General features: G+C 71.3%; 19 protein-coding genes and 1 pseudogene. 16 read left to right on the top strand and 4 right to left on the bottom strand.

The window, feature by feature from the left end:
* Window positions 1-5: 5 nt before the first annotated feature.
* Window positions 6-239: an Lrp/AsnC family transcriptional regulator gene (locus tag P2L57_RS00260; RefSeq protein ID WP_275806312.1), complete on the bottom strand. Its 234-nt coding sequence runs from the start codon at window positions 237-239 to the stop codon at window positions 6-8.
* A 242-nt stretch (window positions 240-481) separates the two neighbouring features.
* Here P2L57_RS00260 and P2L57_RS00255 point away from each other — a divergent pair, with 242 nt between their 5' ends.
* Window positions 482-1,441: a thiamine-phosphate kinase gene (locus P2L57_RS00255; protein WP_275806310.1), complete on the top strand. Its 960-nt coding sequence runs from the start codon at window positions 482-484 to the stop codon at window positions 1,439-1,441.
* Between the two features lie 147 nt (window positions 1,442-1,588).
* On the top strand, window positions 1,589-2,377 hold the full coding sequence (gene thiD, locus P2L57_RS00250; protein WP_275806308.1) for a bifunctional hydroxymethylpyrimidine kinase/phosphomethylpyrimidine kinase: 789 nt from the start codon (window positions 1,589-1,591) through the stop codon (window positions 2,375-2,377).
* An 87-nt stretch (window positions 2,378-2,464) separates the two neighbouring features.
* On the opposite strand, the gene rpmB is transcribed toward thiD, so the two are convergent.
* Complete coding sequence (gene rpmB, locus P2L57_RS00245) at window positions 2,465-2,650, bottom strand: 50S ribosomal protein L28 (protein ID WP_014628431.1); 186 nt, start codon at window positions 2,648-2,650, stop codon at window positions 2,465-2,467.
* A 267-nt stretch (window positions 2,651-2,917) separates the two neighbouring features.
* On the opposite strand from rpmB, the gene P2L57_RS00240 reads away from it, so the two are divergent.
* The 10 genes and pseudogenes from P2L57_RS00240 to mutM all read left to right on the top strand — a co-directional run bounded on the left by P2L57_RS00240 (window position 2,918) and on the right by mutM (window position 13,378).
* Complete coding sequence (locus P2L57_RS00240; RefSeq protein ID WP_275806300.1) at window positions 2,918-4,588, top strand: DAK2 domain-containing protein; 1,671 nt, start codon at window positions 2,918-2,920, stop codon at window positions 4,586-4,588.
* Window positions 4,589-4,623: 35 nt separating this feature from the next.
* Window positions 4,624-6,813 (top strand): annotated as a pseudogene (recG, locus tag P2L57_RS00235) (ATP-dependent DNA helicase RecG); the annotation flags it as partial.
* Window positions 6,814-6,919: 106 nt separating this feature from the next.
* Window positions 6,920-7,459, top strand: a complete 540-nt coding sequence (locus tag P2L57_RS00230; protein WP_275806298.1) for a hypothetical protein — start codon at window positions 6,920-6,922, stop codon at window positions 7,457-7,459.
* A 675-nt stretch (window positions 7,460-8,134) separates the two neighbouring features.
* Window positions 8,135-8,785, top strand: a complete 651-nt coding sequence (rsmD, locus tag P2L57_RS00225; protein WP_275806296.1) for a 16S rRNA (guanine(966)-N(2))-methyltransferase RsmD — start codon at window positions 8,135-8,137, stop codon at window positions 8,783-8,785.
* Between the two features lie 26 nt (window positions 8,786-8,811).
* Window positions 8,812-9,291, top strand: coding sequence for a pantetheine-phosphate adenylyltransferase (gene coaD, locus P2L57_RS00220; RefSeq protein ID WP_275807554.1), 480 nt, complete (start codon window positions 8,812-8,814; stop codon window positions 9,289-9,291).
* Window positions 9,292-9,422: 131 nt separating this feature from the next.
* The gene (locus P2L57_RS00215) at window positions 9,423-10,550 is read left to right on the top strand and encodes a F0F1 ATP synthase subunit B (RefSeq protein WP_275806294.1); all 1,128 of its coding nucleotides are present in this window, start codon (window positions 9,423-9,425) and stop codon (window positions 10,548-10,550) included.
* Between the two features lie 170 nt (window positions 10,551-10,720).
* Window positions 10,721-11,356 (top strand): YceD family protein, encoded by a 636-nt coding sequence (locus P2L57_RS00210; RefSeq protein WP_275807551.1) that lies wholly within the window; start codon window positions 10,721-10,723, stop codon window positions 11,354-11,356.
* Between the two features lie 2 nt (window positions 11,357-11,358).
* The gene (gene rpmF, locus P2L57_RS00205) at window positions 11,359-11,532 is read left to right on the top strand and encodes a 50S ribosomal protein L32 (RefSeq protein ID WP_015657589.1); all 174 of its coding nucleotides are present in this window, start codon (window positions 11,359-11,361) and stop codon (window positions 11,530-11,532) included.
* A 19-nt stretch (window positions 11,533-11,551) separates the two neighbouring features.
* On the top strand, window positions 11,552-12,325 hold the full coding sequence (gene rnc / locus P2L57_RS00200) for a ribonuclease III (RefSeq protein WP_275806290.1): 774 nt from the start codon (window positions 11,552-11,554) through the stop codon (window positions 12,323-12,325).
* Between the two features lie 132 nt (window positions 12,326-12,457).
* Complete coding sequence (gene mutM / locus P2L57_RS00195; RefSeq protein ID WP_275806288.1) at window positions 12,458-13,378, top strand: bifunctional DNA-formamidopyrimidine glycosylase/DNA-(apurinic or apyrimidinic site) lyase; 921 nt, start codon at window positions 12,458-12,460, stop codon at window positions 13,376-13,378.
* On the opposite strand, the gene P2L57_RS00190 is transcribed toward mutM, so the two are convergent.
* Window positions 13,354-13,764, bottom strand: coding sequence for a winged helix-turn-helix transcriptional regulator (locus tag P2L57_RS00190; RefSeq protein WP_275806286.1), 411 nt, complete (start codon window positions 13,762-13,764; stop codon window positions 13,354-13,356). The genes mutM and P2L57_RS00190 overlap by 25 nt on opposite strands.
* A 128-nt stretch (window positions 13,765-13,892) precedes the next feature.
* Here P2L57_RS00190 and P2L57_RS00185 point away from each other — a divergent pair, with 128 nt between their 5' ends.
* Complete coding sequence (locus tag P2L57_RS00185) at window positions 13,893-14,483, top strand: flavodoxin family protein (protein ID WP_275806284.1); 591 nt, start codon at window positions 13,893-13,895, stop codon at window positions 14,481-14,483.
* A 66-nt stretch (window positions 14,484-14,549) separates the two neighbouring features.
* On the opposite strand, the gene P2L57_RS00180 is transcribed toward P2L57_RS00185, so the two are convergent.
* Entirely contained in the window at window positions 14,550-15,494 is a 945-nt protein-coding gene (locus P2L57_RS00180; protein ID WP_275806282.1) for a CAP domain-containing protein, read from the bottom strand.
* Between the two features lie 405 nt (window positions 15,495-15,899).
* On the opposite strand from P2L57_RS00180, the gene P2L57_RS00175 reads away from it, so the two are divergent.
* The 3 genes from P2L57_RS00175 to P2L57_RS00165 all read left to right on the top strand — a co-directional run bounded on the left by P2L57_RS00175 (window position 15,900) and on the right by P2L57_RS00165 (window position 20,693).
* Complete coding sequence (locus P2L57_RS00175) at window positions 15,900-16,190, top strand: acylphosphatase (protein ID WP_275807548.1); 291 nt, start codon at window positions 15,900-15,902, stop codon at window positions 16,188-16,190.
* Window positions 16,191-16,543: 353 nt separating this feature from the next.
* Window positions 16,544-16,744 (top strand): hypothetical protein, encoded by a 201-nt coding sequence (locus P2L57_RS00170; RefSeq protein ID WP_269859030.1) that lies wholly within the window; start codon window positions 16,544-16,546, stop codon window positions 16,742-16,744.
* 250 nt (window positions 16,745-16,994) lie between these two features.
* Window positions 16,995-20,693 carry an SMC hinge domain-related protein gene (locus P2L57_RS00165; RefSeq protein WP_275806277.1) on the top strand — a complete coding sequence of 1,233 codons (3,699 nt, stop codon included), beginning with the start codon at window positions 16,995-16,997 and terminating at the stop codon, window positions 20,691-20,693.
* Window positions 20,694-20,888 lie beyond the last annotated feature (195 nt).

Below are 20,888 nucleotides of genomic sequence, written 5' to 3'. Positions count from 1 at the left end.
CGGGGCTACAGATGGACGACCGGGCAGGTCAGAGTGCGGGTGATGCCGTCCACTTGCTGGACCTTGGCGACCACCATGCGACCCAGTTCATCCACTGTCTCCGCTTGGGCGCGCACGATCACGTCGTATGGACCGGTGACGTCCTCGGCCATCATGACTCCGGGGATGCTGGAGATCACCTCCGCTACGGCCGAGGCTTTGCCGACCTCGGTCTGGATCAGGATGTACGCCTGTACCACGGAACCTCCACGGCGGCTACGAGGATCATGTGGGAAGGGGACGGCAACCGTACCGCGTCGTCGCGTGCAGCGGGGAGACCCGCGCGGCGCGCACGGCGCGGCGAAGGGGGCACTTCCCATGGCCTTAAGGCTATGGGGGACGTTCCTGTGCGGCGGATTGACGAGCCGACGGCCAAGGCGGCCGACGGCCCGCGGGTGAAGGGGACTGCGTTGCACAAGGTGTTGCTGAAGGAGCGAGTGGGATGAAGGGGACCGTGGGTGAGCTGGGGGAGTTCGGGCTCATCAGGGAGTTGACCTCCCGGCTCACCGCCACCCCGGCCGTTCGGCTGGGGCCCGGCGACGACGCGGCTGTGGTGGCCGCGCCCGACCGGCGGGTGGTGGCCAGCACGGATGTACTGCTTGAGGGGCGGCACTTCCGGCGGGACTGGTCCACAGCCTATGACGTCGGCCGCAAAGCGGCGGCGCAGAATCTCGCCGATATCGCGGCCATGGGAGCCGTACCCACCGCGCTGCTGCTCGGCCTGGTCGTTCCCGCGGAACTGCCGGCGACCTGGCCGATGGAACTGATGGACGGGCTGCGCGACGAGTGCGACGTGGCGGGCGCGGCCGTGGTCGGCGGTGATGTGGTGCGTGGAGAAACCATCACCGTGGCCATCACGGCGCTGGGTGACCTGCGCAATCGCCAGCCCGTCACCCGGTCCGGCGCCCGGCCCGGTGACATGGTGGCGGTCACCGGCTGGTTGGGGTGGTCGGCGGCTGGATTCGCGGTGTTGTCCCGCGGCTTCCGCAGCCCTCGCGCCTTCGTCGAGGCGCACCGGCGACCGGAACCGCCGTACCACGCGGGCCCGGCCGCCGCCGATCTGGGCGCGACGGCGATGACCGACGTCAGCGACGGCCTGGTGGCCGACCTCGGACACATCGCCACGGCCAGTGGTGTCCGCATCGACCTGAAGTCCGGCGACATCGACGTACCCGCGCAGATGAAGGACATCGGCCAGGCGGTCGGTGTCGATCCGCTGCAGTGGGTGCTCACCGGGGGAGAGGACCACGCGATCGTGGCGACGTTCCCGCCCGACGCCAAGCTGCCCGCGCGCTGGCGGGTGATCGGCGAGGTACTGGCGGCGGGCACGGCCGGGCCACAGGTGACGGTGGACGGCGCGCCCTGGGAGCGGGCCGGAGGCTTCGACCACTTCGGGGAGTAGGGTCCCGCGGGCCGCGCCGGGTTACCGGTGCGTCCAGCGGCTTTGTGTGCCCGCGGGCCCGCGACCGGATGTGAGATCCGCCGGAAGGCCTGACGTTCGCTGCCCGTTTACGGGCCGTTGAACGTTGACCGGCTAGGTTCGGTCGTTATGAGGATTCCTCCACGTGTCCTGACCGTCGCCGGTTCCGACTCCGGTGGCGGCGCGGGCATCCAGGCCGACCTGAAGACGATGCAGGCGCTCGGTGCGCACGGCATGAGCGTGATCACCGCGGTGACCGCGCAGAACTCGCTCGGGGTGCAGGGCGCCTGGGAACTGCCCGCGGAGGCCGTGCGCGCCCAATTCCGCAGCGTCGTCGACGACATCGGGGTCCAGGCGGTCAAGACCGGCATGCTCTCCTCCGCGGAACTGGTGCGCACCGTCGCCGAACTGCTGGACGGACTCGAAGCCCCGGTCGTCGTCGACCCGGTCGGCGTCTCCAAGCACGGTGACACGCTGCTGGCCACCGAGGCGCTGGAATCGGTACGCACCCGGCTACTGCCCACCGCGACCGTCGCCACCCCCAACCTGGACGAGGTCGAACAGCTCACCGGCGTCAAGGTGACCGGGGAGTCGGACCTGCCGGACGCCGCGCGGGCCATCCTGGCCCTCGGGCCGCGCTGGGCGCTGATCAAGGGCGGCCATCTGCCCGGCGCACCGGTGGATCTGCTCTCCGACGGAACCGATGAGCACTGGTTCCGCGCCACCCGCCACGAAAACCGCCATACCCACGGCACCGGCTGCACCCTGGCCAGCGCCATCGCCACGTACCTCGCCCAGGGCGTGGGCGTCCCCGAGGCCGTGGGATCCGCCAAGCGCTATGTGACCGGGGCCATCGCCGCCGGCTTCCCGCTGGGCGCCGGGATCGGGCCGGTCGACCACGCCTGGCAGTGGCGTTGAGCGCCCGAACGGCAAAAAACCGGCCCACCGCAAGGTGGACCGGTTTTTGATCAGCCGCAGGGCTGCACTACGACGACGCGGTGGACGTCAGCGCGCGACCTTGCCGGCCTTGATGCACGAGGTGCAGACATTGAGGCGCTTCGGCGTCCGACCGACCACAGCGCGCACCGTCTGGATGTTGGGGTTCCAACGACGGCGCGTACGGCGGTGCGAGTGGGAGATGTTGTTGCCGAAGCCCGGCCCCTTGCCGCAGACGTCGCAGTTGGCAGCCACGGGTCACTCCAAAGACTTCAGATGCACGTACGGTGAGTTCTCGGTGGGACCGAGAGAAAGGCCCGACTGGTGTCGGGCAACCGGAGCAGCATACAACGCCTGCTCCCGTACAGAAAAACTACCATGGTCGCGACGGACCCCGCCGCGAGCCGTCCGCCGACCGGGGCACGCCGCCGCCACCGTCGAACAAGGCCCTACGGGTCGCTGCTCCTGCGCACGCCACTACTGTCGGGTGCCACACGTCGGCCGCCCCACAGGAGGAAACCGGTGCCGCACACGCTCGACGCCGCCGCGGTGCGCACCTGGTGCCGTCTGGCCCTGCGGGCGCTCGGCCAGGCGCGCGAGGAGATCGACGCGATCAACGTGTACCCGGTCGCGGACGGCGACACCGGCACCAACCTCTACCTGACCGTCGAGTCCGCCGCCCAGTCCGTGGACGCCGTCTTCGACGGCTACGCCGCCTCCGGCAGCACTCCCGGGGTGGCCGAGGCGGTACGGACCATGGCACACGGCGCGCTCATCGGGGCCTGCGGCAACTCCGGCACCATCCTCGCGCAGCTGCTCCGGGCGATGAGCGAGGTGCTGGCCGAGCGACCCGACGCCGCCGGGCTGCGCACGGCGCTGCGGGCCGCCGCCGGATCGGCGTACCAGGCGGTCGCGCATCCGGTCGAGGGCACGATGCTCACCGTCGCCACCGCGGCGGCCGACGCCGCAGCCTGCGCCGAGGGGGAGCCCGGCACGCACGGGGCCGACGAGCTGGTGGCGGTCGCCACCGCCGCGTACCAGGGCGCGCGCGCCGCGCTGGCCCGTACTCCCGCACAGCTCGACGTGCTCGGCCGGGCCGGGGTGGTGGACGCGGGCGGGCGCGGTCTGGTCGCGGTGCTGGGGGCGCTCGCCGAGGCGCTCTGCGGGGACGTCCCCGACCGGCTGCCCGCCTCCCCGGGCCTGCACCCGCCGCTGGTCCCGTACGGCTGCGCGAGCTGCGGCGGCGACGCGACCGGTGACCCGCACGCGGTCCCGGGCGGCCCCGCCTTCGAGGTCATCTACCTGCTGGAGGCCCCCGACCAGGCGGTCGACCGGCTGAAGACCCAGCTGGACGCGCTGGGCGACTGCCTTGTCGTGGTCGGCGGCGACGGCCTGTGGAACGTGCACGTCCATGTCGACGACGCGGGCGCCGCCGTCGAGGCCGGGGTCGAGGCGGGGCGGCCGTACCGCATCCGCATCACCCACTTCGGCGACGCGGCCCAAGGAGCGGCGGCCCGGCCCGCGGCACCGGTGCGCCGGGCGATCGTCGCCGTGGTCGAGGGCGACGGGGTGGCCGCGCTGTGCACCCAGGCCGGGGCCGTCGTCGTCCCCTCGCGCCCCGGCGAACCGCTGGCCAGCGGCGAGATCGCGCAGGCCATCCGGCAGTCGGGAGCCCGTGAGGCGGTACTGCTGCCCAACGACGACGAGTTGCGGCACACCGTCGCGGCGGCGGCCGAGCGGGTCCGCACCGACGGTGTGCGGGTCGCGCTGATTCCCACCCGGTCCGTCGTCCAGGGCATCGCGGCGCTCGCCGTGCACCAGCCGTCCCGCCGGTTCGACGAGGACGTGGTGGCGATGACGGCGGCCGCCGGGGCCACCCGCTACGCCGAACTGGCCGTCGCCGAGCACGAGTCGTGGACCATGGCGGGCGTCTGCCAGGCCGGGGACACGCTCGGCCTGATCGACGGCGATGTGGCGGTCATCGGCGGTGACCCCGTGCACACCGCGGTCACCGTGCTCGACCGGATGCTCGCCGCGGGCGGCGAGATGGTCACCTTCGTCCTGGGCGAGGACGCCCCGCACGACCTCGCGGACCGGCTGCGGGCCCATGTGCACGACCGCCACCTGGCGGTGGACACAGTGGTCTACACGGGCGGGCAGGGCAGCCGCCTGCTGCTCATCGGTGTCGAGTAAACGCGCGTTGTCACAGCCGTGCGCCAAGATGGACAGCGATGGCTGCCCTGGACGAATCCCTGCGCAAGGTCGTCGGTGACCGCACCGCGAAGGTGCTCGCCGACCACCTCGACCTGCACACCGTCGGCGATCTGCTGCACCACTATCCGCGCAGGTACGCCGAGCGCGGCGAGCTGACCCGGCTCGCCGACCTCCCGCTGGACGAGCACGTCACCGTCGTCGCGCGGGTCGCCAAGGCCGAGAAGAAGACCTACAACCACGGCAAGGGCGTGCGCCTGGAAGTCGTGGTCACCGACGGCAGCGGCTCGCTGACCCTGGTCTTCTTCAACAAGGCCGCGCACTTCCACCACCAGAAGCTGCTGCCGGGCCGCCGAGGGATGTTCGCGGGCAAGGTGACGGTCTTCAACCGGGTGCGCCAACTCGCCCACCCCGACTACCAGTTGCTCGACGTCGAGGACGGCCAGGAGGCCGTGGACGCGTTCGCGAACCGGCTGCTGCCGCTCTACCCGGCGTGCAAGCAGATCGCGTCCTGGCAGATCGCCCAGTCCGTCGACACCGCGCTCAACTCGCTGCAGGCGACCGGCTGGACGGGCATCGGCGAACCGCTGCCCGAGACGCTGCGGACCGCGCGCGGCCTGGCCCCGCTGCCCGAGGCCCTGGAGAAGGTGCACCGGCCGCGTACCAAGGCCGATATCGCGGACGCGCGCGAACGCCTGAAGTGGGACGAGGCGTTCGTGCTGCAGGTCGCGCTGGCCCGGCGACGGGCGGCGGACGCCAGCCTGCCCGCCGTCGCGCGGGTGCCGAGCGAGGCCGGGTTGCTGAGCGCCTTCGACGCCAAGCTGCCGTTCACCCTCACCGAGGGGCAGCGCGCGGTCAGCACGGAGATCTTCGCCGACCTGGCGACCGAGCACCCCATGCACCGGCTGCTCCAGGGCGAGGTCGGCTCCGGCAAGACGCTGGTCGCGCTGCGCGCGATGCTCGCCGTGGTCGACTCCGGCGGGCAGGCCGCGATGCTGGCGCCCACCGAGGTCCTCGCCCAGCAGCACCACCGCTCGATCACCGAGATGATGGGCGAGCTGGCCGAGGCGGGCATGCTCGGCGGCTCCGACGTCGGGACCAAGGTCGTCCTGCTGACCGGTTCCATGGGGACCGCCGCCCGCCGCCAGGCGCTGCTCGACCTGGTCACCGGGGAGGCCGGGATCGTCATCGGCACCCATGCGCTGATCGAGGACACCGTCCAGTTCCACGACCTCGGCCTGGTCGTCGTCGACGAGCAGCACCGCTTCGGGGTCGAACAGCGCGACGCGCTGCGCGGCAAGGGCACACAGCCCCCGCATCTGCTGGTGATGACCGCAACCCCGATCCCGCGCACGGTCGCCATGACCGTCTTCGGCGATCTGGAGACCTCGGTACTGGACCAGTTGCCCGCGGGACGCTCCCCGATCGCCACGCATGTCGTACCGGCGAAGGACAAGCCGCACTTCCTCACCCGCGCCTGGGAGCGGGTACGGGAGGAGGTCGAGGCCGGGCACCAGGCGTACGCGGTGTGCCCGCGCATCGGCGACGAGGAGGAGCCGAAGCAGAAGTCGCCGGAGGACGAGGCCGAGCGCCGTCCCGCGCTGGCGGTGCTCGACATCGCCGAGCAGATCGCCAAGGGCCCGCTGCACGGGCTGCGGGTGGAGGTGCTGCACGGCCGGATGGCGCCGGACGCCAAGGACGACGTGATGCGGCGCTTCGCGGCCGGGCAGGTGGACGTGCTGGTCGCCACCACCGTCATCGAGGTCGGGGTGAACGTGCCGAACGCAACCGCGATGGTGATCATGGACGCCGATCGGTTCGGCGTCTCCCAACTGCACCAGTTGCGCGGCCGGGTCGGCCGGGGCAGCGCGGCGGGCCTGTGCCTGCTGGTCACCGAGATGCCCGAGGCGAGTGCGGCGAGGGCGCGGCTGGACGCGGTCGCCGGCACACTGGACGGCTTCGAGCTGTCCCGTATCGATCTGGAGCAGCGCCGCGAGGGCGATGTGCTGGGACAGGCGCAGTCCGGCACCCGGTCGTCGTTGCGGATGCTCGCCGTCATCGACGACGTGGACGTGATCGAGGCGGCCCGCGAGGAGGCCACCGCCCTGGTCGCGGCCGACCCCGAACTGACCGGTCATCCCGACCTGTTGAGCGCTTTGGACAGCCTGGTCGACGCCTCCCGCGAGGAGTATCTGGAGAAGGGCTGAAGGCCCGTTCCGGCACCCTCGATTGTCAGACCCCCCTGGGAGAATGGAACCAGTCCGAGCCAATCCGACAGCGGATGGGCTGACTTGGACCCTTGGGGGCAGAATCATGGCGTTTCGTCATCTCAATGAACTACCGCTCGGCGAGAAGGTCTTCCGGATCGAGCTTGCCAGCGAGGACGACACCACCGTCACGTTGACGCTCACCGGCTGGACCGAGACCGACCCCGGCACCCCGCTGGCCTCCGGCCAACTGCGGCTGCCGATGGCGGATGTGGCCACCTTGCGCATCGCGCTGAACCGCGCGCTGCGCGCCCTGGCCCTGGCCGCCGACGTGGCCGAGCCGATCCCCGACCGCGATGTGCTGCGGGAGCTGTTCCCCGGCCACGGCGCACCGTGGATACCGCAGCACGAGGAGGAACTGGTCCGCCGGTTCCACGACGGTGAGACCATCGCCCGCACCGCCGCCCGCTTCGGCCGCACCCCGGACTCGGTGCGCACCAAGCTGCGTGAACTGGGCCATGACCCCCGCCACCCCGAACACTGCCCGCCCGACGGCTGCCTGTCCTGGTCCCGCTATGCCTCACCCACCCTCGTGGGTTCGGCACCGTCGGCCACCTCGGCCACCCCGGGAGACGGCGAGGCGTAGCCGCGGGCTGCGACGAGTTCGGTACCGCCGGTCCACACCACGGGGTTGCCCACCGCTGCGACGGCAAGAGGACTCCGGCCCGACGGCCGGCAGCATGGCGCGGAGGCTCCGGGGTGGAACCCCGGAGCCGGGGGTGCGGCAGCGGGGCCGCGCCCCCCGAAGCGGGGCCGGGGCCGCGCCCCCGGAACCGAAGTCCGGGGGCGCAGCCCCGCTGGCGAGCCCGGAGCGGGGTCCGGGGGCGGAGCCTGGAAACGGTGGGCCTGCGGGCGAGCCCCGCCAAGCGTCCCCTGGGGATGAGCGACCTCCGGAGCGGGGTCCGGGGGCGGAGCCCAGGAACGGTGGCCTGGGGTGAGCTTGCGGGCGAGCCCCGTGAAGCGTTCCCCGGGGGGTGAGCCACCTCCCGGAGTGGGGTCTGGGGGCGGAGCCCGGGAACGGTGGGCCGGTAGAAGTGCGGGCGAGCCCCGCCAAGCGTGCCCCGGGGATGAGCCACCCTCCGGAGCGGGGTCCAGGGGCGGAGCCCCGGAAGGGGGGTCCGGGGGCGGAGCCCCCGGGGGAAAACCCCCTTTACCCCCGCAGGCAGGCCTGCCGGGGGCTACGTATCGTGGTGGTGCGGCGTCATCACCGACGCCGCTCCACCACGGAACGCAACGGCGACGCAAAGGAACGTGACCGAGGGTGACCCGCGTGATTGCCGGTGCCGCAGGTGGCCGCCGGTTGGCCGTCCCACCAGGACAGGGCACCCGGCCCACGTCCGACCGGGCGCGCGAAGGCCTGTTCTCCACCTGGGAGTCGCTGCGCGGCTCCCTGCACGGAGCGCGGGTGCTCGATCTGTACGGCGGTTCCGGCGCGGTCGGCCTGGAGGCGCTCTCGCGCGGCGCCGAGCACGTCCTGCTGGTCGAGGCGGACGCCCGAGCGGCCCGCACCATCCGGGAGAACGTCCGCACCATCGGGCTGCCCGGCGCCGAGGTACGTGCCGCCAAGGCCGAGAAGCTGATCGCCGTACCGCCCCCCGCCGCCCCGTACGACGTGGTATTCCTCGACCCGCCCTACGCGGTCACCGATGACGAACTGCGAGAGATCCTCCTCACACTCCGGGCCCAGGGGTGGCTCGCCGACGACGTGCTCGCCACCGTGGAGAGAAGCACCAGGGGCGGAGAATTCCGCTGGCCCGAGGGCTTTGAGGGGCTTCGGGCCCGTCGCTACGGCGAGGGCACACTTTGGTACGGTCGCGCCGCCGCGACACGCGCCGACGCCCAACCGTCGCCCGCCGCCGCCCTCAAACGAGGCGCTGCGCGCCGCAGTGACGACAGCGCCGACGCGTCATGACCGCATCGGAGAGCGAGGAACCACTGTTGCGCCGCGCCGTCTGTCCGGGGTCCTTCGACCCCATCACCAACGGACACCTCGACATCATCGCCCGCGCGTCCCGGCTGTACGACGAGGTCTACGTCGCCGTGATGATCAACAAGGCGAAGCAGGGTCTGTTCACCATCGAGGAGCGCATAGCGCTGATCGAGCAGGTCACCTCGGAGTTCGGCAACGTCCGGGTGGAGGCCTTCCACGGCCTGCTGGTCGACTTCTGCAAGCAGCGCGACATCCCGGCCATCGTCAAGGGCCTGCGTGCCGTCAGCGACTTCGACTACGAGCTGCAGATGGCCCAGATGAACAACGGGCTGTCCGGTGTCGAAACCCTCTTCGTACCCACCAACCCCACCTACAGCTTCCTGTCCTCCAGCCTGGTCAAGGAGGTCGCCCAGTGGGGTGGCGACGTCTCCCACCTGGTGCCCGAACCCGTACTGCGGAGCCTGCGCGAGAAGCTCGGGCGAGGCTGAGCCGCCCGTAGCGCCCCGCAAGTTTCTGACGGTTCGTCAGTCACTGTGCCGGGCGCGGCCGGTGGCCGTAGAGTCTGATCCATCCATCCACCCGGCCGAGCCGGGCCCGCCGAGGAAAGACACCACGAGACATGGACGTGCAAAAGAAGCTCGACGAGATCGTCGCGGCCGTCGAAGGCGCGCGCTCCATGCCGATGTCGGCGTCCTGCGTGGTCAACCGCGGCGAGCTGCTGGCCCTGCTCTCCGAGGTGCGCAACGCCCTCCCGGACTCGCTCTCCCAGGCGCAGGCGCTGCTCGGCGACCGTGAGCAGATGGTCGCCGAGGCGTACGCCGAGGCGGAGCGGATCATCGCCTCCGCGCATGAGCAGCGCGGTTCGCTGGTCTCCGACACCGAGGTCGCCCGGCGGTCCCAGGCGGAAGCCGACCGGATCCTGGCCGAGGCCCGCCAGGAGGCCGAGGAGATCCGCGTGGAGGCGGACGAGTACGTCGACAGCAAGCTCGCCAACTTCGAAGTGGTCCTCACCAAGACCCTCGGCTCGGTCGACCGCGGCCGCGAGAAGCTGCTGGGCCGTGGTCCCGGCACCGACGAGCACGGCATGGCGGACGAAGAGACGCCGGAGCGTACCGGCGACCCGGAGGAGCTGCGCCGCCGGGCCGACGCCTATGTGGACGCCAAGCTCGGCGCCTTCGAGGCGGTGCTGGCCAAGACCCTGGAGGCGGTCGGCCGCGGCCGGCAGAAGCTCACCGGCTACCGCCCCACCGACGAACTGGCCGCGCACATGGCCGCCCAGGACGGCCTGGCACCCGACGGCACGCCGATGGCCGCCCACCAGTCCGACGCCGAGTACCTGGCGGGCCTGGCCGGCGCCCCGCAGGAACCGGCGCTCCATGAGCCGCTGCACCAGGAACCGGCGCTCCAGGAACCGGCCGCCGCTCCCGGCTACGACTACCCGCAGCAGTCCGAGTACGCCCCGATGGCGACCGAGTACGGGGGCTACCAGCAGGACCCGTACCAGAGCGGCGGCTACGACGCCTACGGCTACCCGCAGCAGCCCGAGTACGCCGATCCTGGCGCGTACACCTGGCAGCAGCAGGGCTACGAGCACCACATCCCGCAGCAGCACCAGCCGCACGAGCACCAACAGACGCAGCAGTACCAACAGCACACCGCACAGCCGGGCGGCCTGGACGAGACCAGCTTCTTCGACACCGGCCTGATCGATCTGAACCACCTGCGGGAACTCGAACAGGGCCGTTGACCGGGCCTGTGCGGCGCTCGCCGGTCACTGCCGGGCGGTGGGCGAAGTTGGGCCAAGGACGCGCGTCCAGTATCCTGACACCTCCGGCCCATTTATGAGCCGGTTTCCGGCTGCCCTCTTTCAGGTCGGCCCGCGCCGCACGGCACAAGCACCAAGGAAAGCAGGAAGCCATCAACGCCCGCCTTGACCATCGCGACCCTCTCGTGTTCGACACACGCGAGCTGGGCCGTCGGCCTGGCGCGATGAAGAGGGTCTCCCGTACGGTGCCCGCGCCCGCGGATCTCGGCATCGCCGGGGTGATCGGTGTCCCGGAGGGGGCCTCGATCGAACTCGACCTGCGACTCGAATCGGTCATGGAAGGCGTGCTCGTTACGGGCACCGCCCATGCGCTGGTCGCGGGCGAGTGCGTAAGGTGTCTGGAGTCGATCGAGTGGGAGCTCGATTCGGACTTTCAGGAGCTGTACTCCTACCCCGACGCCGATGAGCGCTTCGGCGGCAACGCCGAAGAGGCTGAAGACGGCGACGAGGAGGAACTGCTCGTCCTCGAGGACGACATGTTCGACCTCGAATCCGTGCTGCGCGACGCGGTGGTGCTGGAACTGCCGCTGCAGCCGGTGTGCCGGGAGGACTGCCCGGGTCTGTGCTCCGATTGCGGAGCCCGGCTCGCGGACGATCCGGAACACCACCACGATGCTGCCGACATCCGTTGGGCGGCACTGCAGGGACTCGCCGACAGCCTCAAGGCCGGCGAGAAGGACAACATGGGCGGCGCCGAGCGCGGCGTCGACGAGAAGCAGGAGAAATAGCCGTGGCTGTTCCGAAGCGGAAGATGTCGCGCAGCAACACGCGCCACCGCCGGTCGCAGTGGAAGGCTGCGGTCACCCCCCTCGTGGCGTGCGAGCGCTGCCACGAGCCGAAGCAGCAGCACATCGCGTGCCCGAGCTGCGGCACCTACAACAAGCGTCAGGTCCTCGAGGTCTGATCGGTAGGTGACAGGCTTCATGTCAGACGCAAAGTCGTCGGCAGACGCCATCAAGGCAGCCTCGTCCCACACGCTTCTGGAAGGGCGGCTCGGGTACACACTCGAACCCGCCCTTCTGGTGCGTGCGCTCACCCACCGGTCGTTCGCCTACGAGAACGGTGGCCTGCCGACCAACGAGCGGCTGGAGTTCCTCGGGGACTCGGTGCTCGGCCTGGTCGTCACCGACACGCTGTACCGGGTCCACCCCGACCTGCCCGAGGGCCAACTGGCCAAGCTGCGGGCCGCGGTGGTCAACTCGCGTGCGCTGGCGGAGGTGGCTCGCGGCCTTGAGCTGGGCAGGTTCATCCGCCTGGGCAGGGGCGAGGAGGGGACCGGCGGCCGGGACAAGGCCTCGATCCTCGCCGACACCCTGGAGGCGGTGATCGGCGCCGTCTACCTGGACCAGGGTCTCGACGCCGCGTCCGAACTGGTCCACCGCCTCTTCGACCCGTTGATCGAGAAGTCCTCGAACCTCGGGGCGGGCCTGGACTGGAAGACCAGCCTCCAGGAGCTCACCGCGACCGAGGCGCTCGGGGTCCCCGAGTACCTGGTCACCGAGTCGGGGCCGGACCACGAGAAGACCTTCACGGCTGCCGCCCGCGTCGGTGGTGTCACGTACGGCACCGGCACCGGCCGCAGCAAGAAGGAGGCCGAACAGCAGGCGGCCGAGTCCGCCTGGCGGGAGATCCGCGCCAAGTGCGAGGAGCGGGACGGCTCCGCGCAGGAGAAGACAGCGGAATCCGCGGCCCACTGAGTCGCTGTTCAGCACCGTGTGACACGCTACCGCCAACTCCGCGGCCCCAAGGGCCCGGTTGAGGGCGGTGGTGGGCGACGAACGGGCCTGCCACCGATCATCGGTGGTGGGCCCGTAACGCTTGGAGGGGACATGCCCGAGCTGCCCGAGGTGGAGGTCGTCCGCCGGGGACTTGAGCGCTGGGTCAGCGGCCGTACGGTCACCGACACCGAGGTGCTGCACCCGCGTGCGGTGCGCCGCCACCTCGCGGGCGCGGCCGACTTCGCGGACCGGCTGCGCGGGGTCACCCTCGGCCCGGCCTACCGCCGCGGCAAGTACCTCTGGCTGCCGCTGGGCAACGGCACCTCGCTGCTCGGGCACCTCGGCATGAGCGGCCAGCTGCTCGTGCAGCCGCAGAACGTGCCCGACGAGGCGCACCTGCGGATCCGGGTCCGCTTCACCGACACCGCGGCGCCGGCCGCTGGCGAGGCGGGGACATCAGCCGCGGGCGAGGCGGGCGGCACCGAGCTGCGCTTCGTCGACCAGCGCACCTTCGGCGGACTGTCGGTGCACGACTGCGTACCCGACGGCCCGGACGCCGCCGTGGGCCTTCCGCTGCCCCTCGCGCACATCGCCCCCGACCCGCTGGAGAAGGCGTTCGACGAGGACGTCTTCCACGAGGCGCTGCGCCGCCGCCGCACCACGATCAAGCGCGCACTGCTGGACCAGTCACTGATCAGCGGTGTCGGCAACATCTACGCCGACGAGGCGCTGTGGCGCAGCAAACTGCACTACGACCGTCCCACCGCCGCCATGACCCGCCCGCGCACCGCGGAACTGATCGCCCACATCCGCGAGGTGATGGGCGACGCACTGGCCGCCGGCGGTACGAGCTTTGACAGCCTGTACGTCAACGTCAACGGCGAGTCGGGGTACTTCGACCGCTCGCTGGACGTGTACGGCCGGGAGGGAGAGCCCTGCCGGCGCTGCGGGACGCTGATCCGCCGACGGCCGTGGATGAACAGGTCCAGCTACTTCTGCCCGCGCTGTCAGCGTCCGCCGCGGGTGTCGTAGGCCTCCCGAGCGGCCAGTACCTCGGGCATCCGGTCCTCCACCAGATCGATCAGCGACAGCAGGCGCTCGACCACCGCGCGGCCCAGCGGGGTCAGGCAGTAGTCCACCCGCGGCGGATTGGTGGCCGCCGCCTGGCGATGCACCAGTCCGTCGCGCTCCAGCGCGTGCAGGGTCTGGGAGAGCATCTTCTCGCTCACGCCGTCGACCCGGCGCCGCAACTCGTTGAAGCGCAGCGTGCATTCACTGAGCGCGCCCAGTGTCAGGCTGCCCCAACGGCCGGTGATGTGCTCCAGCGTGGCGCGTGACGGGCAGGCCTTGGCGAACACGTCGAACGCCTGCGCTTCGTCCTCGGACGAAGGACAGGCGGGGGTCTCGGTCGTAGCCATAGCACAAGCGTACTCGGGCACAGCGCTAACTGGTGGGTTGCGCTTTCGATTAGGAAGTGCTCTCCTGGTGATGCCACCCCGGGGCCCACGCCTTTCGCCCGGGGCCGATCGCATCTAGGAGCGCAACCGTGACCACTCCCGTCACCCCTGTCGTGGCCATCGCGTACCACTCCGGCTACGGCCACACCGCCGTCCTCGCCGAGGCCGTCCGCGACGGCGCCGCCGCGGCGGGTGCCACCGTCCACCTGGTCAACGTCGAGGCGATCACCGATGAGCAGTGGGAGCTGCTGGACTCCTCCGACGCCATCGTCTTCGGCTCGCCGACCTACATGGGTACCGCGTCGGCGGCCTTCCACGCCTTCGCCGAGGCCAGCTCCAAGCGCTGGTTCAGCGCGGCCTGGAAGAACAAGCTGGCCGCCGGATTCACCAACTCCGCATCCAAGAGCGGTGACAAGCTGCACACCCTGCAGTTCTTCACCGTGCTCGCCGCCCAGCACGGCATGCACTGGGTCAGCCTGGGCCTGCACCCGGGGTGGAACGCCTCCACGGCCTCCGAGAACGACCTCAACCGCCTCGGCATCTTCCTCGGCGCGGGCGCTCAGACCAACAACGACGAGGGCCCGGACGGCGTCCACAAGGCGGACATCGCCACCGCCGAGCACCTCGGCCGCCGGATCGCCGACACCGCGCGGATCTTCGCCGTCGGCGCCGCAGCCTGACGTAACGTCACGGCGGCTGCGCTGTGGGCCTCGTGTGCCTGGTGAGTCGCCAGGACCACGAGGCCCTCAGAAGCCGAAGTCCTGTGTCCACCAAGGGCCACCGGAGTCGAAATCGACGCCTATCCCTATGGTGTGGTACTCGCAGTCGAGGATGTTGGCCCGATGGCCAGGACTGTTCATCCAGGTCTCCATCACCGCCTGGGCGCCGGCCTGGCCGCGGGCTATGTTCTCGCCGCCCAGATTGGCTATCCCGAGTGGCGCGGCCCGGTCCCAGGGCGACTTGCCGTCCGGATCGGTGTGGCCGAAGAAGCCGCGGGTGGCCATCTCCTGGCTGAAGTCCTGGGCGAGCGTGCCGAGTCGGGGGTCCTCGGTGAGCGGGACGCAGCCCGCCTTGGCGCGCTCCTGGTTCACCAGGGCCAGGACCTGGCGCATCGCTCGGGCGTTGGCGCCCGGCGCGGCCGCCTGGCCGCTGGTGCCGTAGGGGGCATCGGTGCCGTTCGCGCCATCCGTGTCACCCGTGCCGTCCGTGCTGGACGAGGCGGTTGGGGCGGCAGGTGCGGCGCCGCGCTGTGTCGGCAAGGCCGTCGCCGAGGCACTGGGCGACGGCGTCGCCGATGCGCTGGACGAGGCCGTGGGCATCACGCCGCCCGGGACGGCGCCGCGCCCGGTGTCCCGGCTGGTCGGAACGGAGCCGCGGCCCGACGGGCTCGCCGGGGCGGCGACCCGTACCGGGGTGGTCGGTGTGCCGTCGGCTCGTGGCAGGTTGTCCGGGGCGTCGTCCGGCGCGCCGAAGGTGTAGCGGCCCGACACGCCAGGCAGTCCGCCCGGTACCGGCACCAGGCCGGAGGTGACGGCCACCGCGCCCACCGCGAGCGCGGCGGAGACGCCCAACAGGCCGGTGCGCGCCGGAGGATTGCGCCGCCGGTCCGTCCCGCGGCCGTGCACCGACCGGCCGGGCTCCGAAGGGGGCGGTGGGACGGGTTCGGCGGAAGTGCGGCGATGGCGGCCCATCTGCGCGGTCCTCGCTTCCCGGTGTCGGCTGTGCCCCGCGGGGGCGCGGAACGGCACCTGCTTTCACTCGAACGAGTGAGTCCTGATGCGGCGTGACTGTATCGAACCCCGGCCGTTATCGGAGCGAAGCCCACGTAATTGACGGGATGCCGCATTTCACGGAGGTGCGGTGACTGATCGGCCGACGGCTCGCGTCCGGCCCGTTGGCGCCCGCGTACGGTAACTTCCGTCGGCCGCCCCGGACCCCGGTGCGCACGGCCAGCCGACCCGCCGACCCGGGCATATGCCAGGGGGTTGGACGCACGCCATATCGAGAGGGACGACCCGGTGAACGACTCTGCCCGCAATGGTGATGGGGGCACCCGAAACGGTGACGCGGACAACGCCCAACAGGGTCACGCCGTCATCGGCGCCGCCGCCGAGGAGGTGCGGCTGACCGCATGGGTACGCGGCCGGGTCCAGGGCGTCGGGTTCCGCTGGTGGACCCGGGCCACGGCACTGGAGATCGGCGGCCTCTCCGGCTACGTCTCCAACCTCGCCGACGGGCGCGTGCAGGTTGTCGCGGAGGGCACCAGGGGGCGGTGCGAGCGACTGCTCGACTGGCTCAGAGCTGGCGAAACCCCAGGTCGGGTGGATGGTGTCACAGAGATCTGGGGTGTGCCGCGCGGCGGATATGACAGATTCAGCACTCGCTGATGGCGTCATCCGCGGGCCCGCGCATAAGCTGCGGGCAATTGGTCGGCACAGCTCAGTTTCGGCAGTTGCCATTTCGGCACCGGCGTGCCAGGCTGCCGCGAAAGGATGATCTCTGAGCCCCCTGCGGGTGCCCCCGCGGCGAGTGACGCGCCGCGTGACGTTGACGGCGCGCCGCACGACTGGGGTGTGATCGTGTTGACCGTCAAACCATTTGGTGAGACGCTGGAAGCCCCGCGCACCTTAGCTGTTTGGCTGTGAGAAGGACAACGGCGGCGGCGCAAACGGCGGGTGCGGTAACCCCCTCACGACCCACACCGCTCAGGTCGGTCACTCAGCGTGGAGGACCATCCATCATGGCAAAGGCGCTTCTCGGTTACGTCGGCGGTCCCGACCCGCGACTCCTCGCCGAGATGCGACGGCTTCAGCAGCGTGTACAGGACCTGGAGTCCGAGCTCGTACGGATCCAGGCCGAGAACGACGCTCTGGCTTCGTCGCGTGAAGAGTCGCTGCTCAGCTCCATCGACGTTCCCCAGGCGGAGCCCGCGCTGGCTTGATCCGGCTGCTGGCTTGACCCGGCCGATACCGCTCGGTCCGGATCAGCACACCGCTTGAAGTTCTGTAAAGGGACGCTTCGGCGTCCCTTCGTCGTGTCCCCCCTTGCCACACCCCCGTGATCCTCTTCGGTTCTTAACCTCTGGTGTGCCCTGCATCCTCCCCGGCGAAACCGGGCCCGAACTGTAGAGTCCGACTCCTCGACAGCGACATCAGCGGCTGCCGCTGCGGAGCGGAGGAGGAGAGCTCGGCGTGCATCTGAAGAGCTTGACCCTGCGTGGGTTCAAATCCTTTGCCTCGGCCACGACCCTGCGCTTCGAACCCGGCATCACCTGCGTCGTCGGCCCCAACGGCTCGGGCAAGTCCAATGTGGTGGACGCCCTGTCCTGGGTCATGGGTGAACAGGGGGCCAAGAGCCTGCGCGGCGGCAAGATGGAGGACGTGATCTTCGCGGGCACCACCGGTCGCCCGCCGCTCGGCCGCGCAGAGGTCTCCCTCACCGTCGACAACAGCGATGGCGCACTGCCCATCGACTACGCCGAGGTCACCATCACGCGGACGATGTTCCGCAACGGCGGCAGCGAGTACCAGATCAACGGCGACACCTGCCGACTCCTCGACATCCAGGAACTGCTGTCCGACTCCGGTATCGGCCGCGAGATGCACGTCATCGTCGGCCAGGGCCAGCTCGACTCCGTACTGCACGCCGACCCGATGGGCCGCCGCGCCTTCATCGAGGAGGCGGCGGGCGTCCTCAAGCACCGCAAGCGCAAGGAGAAGGCGCTTCGCAAACTGGACGCGATGCAGGCCAACCTCGCGCGCGTCACCGACCTCACCGCCGAGTTGCGCCGCCAGCTCAAGCCACTGGGCCGGCAGGCCGCCGTCGCCCGCCGCGCCGCCGTCATCCAGGCCGACCTTCGGGACGCCCGGCTGCGGCTGCTCGCGGACGACCTGGTCACCCTGCGCGCCGCGCTGCGCACCGAGATCGCCGACGAGACGGCACTCAAGGAGCGCCGCGACGCCGTCGAGACCGAACTGGCCGCCGCGATCCGGCGCGAAGCCCAACTGGAGGAGCAGGTACGCCAGATCGGGCCGCGCCTCGCCGAGGCCCAGCAGAGCTGGTACGCACTGTCGCAACTCGCCGAGCGGGTACGGGGCACCATCGGCCTGGCCGAGCAGAAGGTCAAACACGCCACCGCGCAGCAGCCCGAGGAGCGGCGCGGCCGGGACCCGGAGGAGATGGAGCGCGAGGCCGCCCGGATCCGCGAGCAGGAGGCCGAGCTGACCGCGGCGCTGGAGGCCGCGCAGTTCGCGCTGGAGGACACCGTCGCCCACCGCGCCGAGCTGGAACGCGCGCTCGCCCAGGAGGACCAGCGGCTCAAGGCGGCCGCCAGGGCGATCGCCGACCGCCGCGAGGGCCTGGCCCGGCTGCACGGCCAGGTCAACGCGGCCCGCAGCCGGGCGAGCGCCGCCGAGGCCGAGATCGGCCGGCTGACCGCCGCCCGCGACGAGGCGGCGGAGCGCGCGGTGACCGCGCAGGAGGAGTACGAGCAACTGCGCGCCCAGGTCGACGGCCTGGCGGTGGACGACGCCGAGTTGGAGGAACGCTACGAGTCCGCCAAGCGCGAGCAGGAGCGGGCCGAGGAAGAGCTGGCCGCCGCCCGCGAAGCCGCCACCACGGCGGAGCGCGAACGCGCGGCGCTCGCCGCCCGGCACGACGCCCTGGCACTCGGCCTGCGCCGCAAGGACGGTACGGGCATACTGCTCGGCGCCGACGACCGGCTGACCGGGCTGCTCGGCCCGGCCGCCGAACTCCTCACCGTGGCGCCGGGATTCGAGGTCCCCGTCGCCGCCGCCCTGGGCGCGGCCGCCGACGCCGTCGCGGTGGCCCACCCCGCTGCCGCCGCCAACGCCCTGCGGCTGCTGCGTAAGGACGACGCGGGGCGGGCCGCGCTCCTCATCGGCGCGGCACCGGAGGCCGACTCCTCCGGGGGCACCTCGGGAGCGCCGGTGGCCTCCGACGCCCGCCCGGACACGGGCGCCGCGCCCGGGCCGCGGCACGTCGACCCCGCCGGGGCTGCCGAATCGTTTCCCAGCGGCGCTCGGCCTGCCGCCGAACTCGTCAGCGGGCCGGCGGAGTTGGTACCCGCACTGCGGCGGCTGCTGCGGGACACCGTGGTGGTGGGCACCCTCGCGGACGCCGAAGCGCTGATCGCCCGGCACCCTCAGCTGACCGCCGTAACCGCCGACGGCGATGTCCTGGCGGCGCACTTCGGGCAGGGCGGCTCGGCAGGAGCGCCCAGCCTGCTGGAGGTACAGGCCGCGGTGGACGAGGCGGCGGCCGAGCTGCGGCGGCTCGCGGTGCGCTGCGAGGAGCTCACCGTGGTCCAGGCCCGGGCGAAGGAGCGCCGGACCGACAGCGCCCGGGCGGTGGAGGAACTCGCCGCCCGGCGGCGGGACGCGGAGAAGGAGAAGTCGGCGGTCGCCCAGCAGCTGGGACGCCTCGGCGGGCAGGCACGCGGCGCGGCGGGCGAAGCCGAACGCGCCGCGGCAGCCGTCGCCCGCGCGGAGGAGGCACTGGCCCGGGCCGGCGCGGAGCTGACCGAGCTGACCGAGCGGTCGCACGAGGCCGAGCAGTCACCGGCCGAGGAGGAGCCGGACACCTCGCAACGTGACCGGCTCGCCGCCGACGGCGCCAACGCCCGCCAGACCGAGATGGAGGCGCGGCTGCAACTGCGTACCCACGAGGAGCGGGTCAAGGCGCTCGCGGGCCGCGCCGACGCGCTGGACCGGGGGGCGCGGATGGAGCGCGAAGCGCGGGCGCGCGCCGACCGCCGCAAGGCGCGCCAGGAGTACGAGGCACGCGTGGCCTCCGCCGTGCTGGCCGGTGCGCGGGGACTGCTGGAGTACGTGACCGTCTCGCTGGCCCGCGCCGAGCGCGAGCGGTCGGCGGCCGAGCGGGCGAAGGCCGAGCGCGAGTCCCGGCTGGCAGCCGAACGGGACGCCTCACGCGGCCTGAAGTCCGAGCTGGACAAACTCACCGACTCGGTGCACCGCGGCGAGGTGCTGGGCGCCGAGAAGCGGCTGCGGATCGAACAGCTGGAAGCCAAGGCGCTGGAGGAGCACGGGATCGAACCGGCCGGGCTGGTCGCCGAGTACGGCCCCGACCAGCCGGTACCGCCGCCCACCCGGCTCCCTCCACCACCTTCGACCGAGGCGCTTCACGCCGCAGCGCCGATCTCGCCCGCCGAGGGCGAGGCGCCGGACACCGAGGCCGCGCCCCGCCCGTATGTGCGCGCCGAGCAGGAGAAGCGGCTGCGGGCCGCCGAGAAGGCATACCAGCAGTTGGGCAAGGTCAACCCGCTCGCCCTTGAGGAGTTCGCGGCCCTGGAGGAGCGGCACAAGTTCCTCTCCGAGCAGTTGGAAGACCTCAAGAAGACCCGCGCCGACCTGTTGCAGGTGGTCAAGGAGGTCGACGAGCGCGTCGAGCAGGTGTTCACGGCCGCCTACCACGACACGGCACGGGAGTTCGAGGGGGTTTTCTCCCGGTTGTTCCCGGGTGGTGAAGGCCGGCTGATCCTCACCGATCCTGACGACATGCTGGCCACCGGCGTCGAGGTCGAGGCCCGGCCGCCGGGCAAGAAGGTCAAGCGGCTCTCACTGCTCTCCGGCGGCGAACGGTCGCTGACCGCGGTGGCGCTGCTGGTGTCGATCTTCAAGGCCCGGCCCAGCCCGTTCTATGTGATGGACGAGGTCGAAGCGGCGCTCGATGACACCAACCTTCAGCGTCTGATTCGGATCATGAAGGAGCTCCAGGAGAGTTCGCAGCTCATCGTGATCACCCACCAGAAGCGCACGATGGAGGTCGCCGACGCGCTGTACGGCGTGTCGATGCAGGGCGACGGGGTCTCGAAGGTGATCAGCCAGCGGTTGCGGGACGGCAAGAAGTAGTCCGACCGCCTCCGCGTACCTCTTGTATCGGCTTGGCGACGCTTCCATCAAAAGTTCAATATATGAACATCATGTGACCGGAATTATGTCCAAGGAGACCCACCACCCCCTCTTGACTTCGAAACTTGAAGGCATAGTCTCTGCAACGTCGCTTTAACTTTCGATGGATAGCCGAGTGGTGACGGTCGACGGACC

Origin of the sequence: Streptantibioticus ferralitis, from assembly GCF_029223525.1 — a bacterium.
Lineage (GTDB): Bacteria > Actinomycetota > Actinomycetes > Streptomycetales > Streptomycetaceae > Streptantibioticus_A > Streptantibioticus_A ferralitis.
The sequence above is the reverse complement of the archived record's forward strand: the minus strand, read 5'-3'. Positions and strand labels throughout refer to the sequence as shown.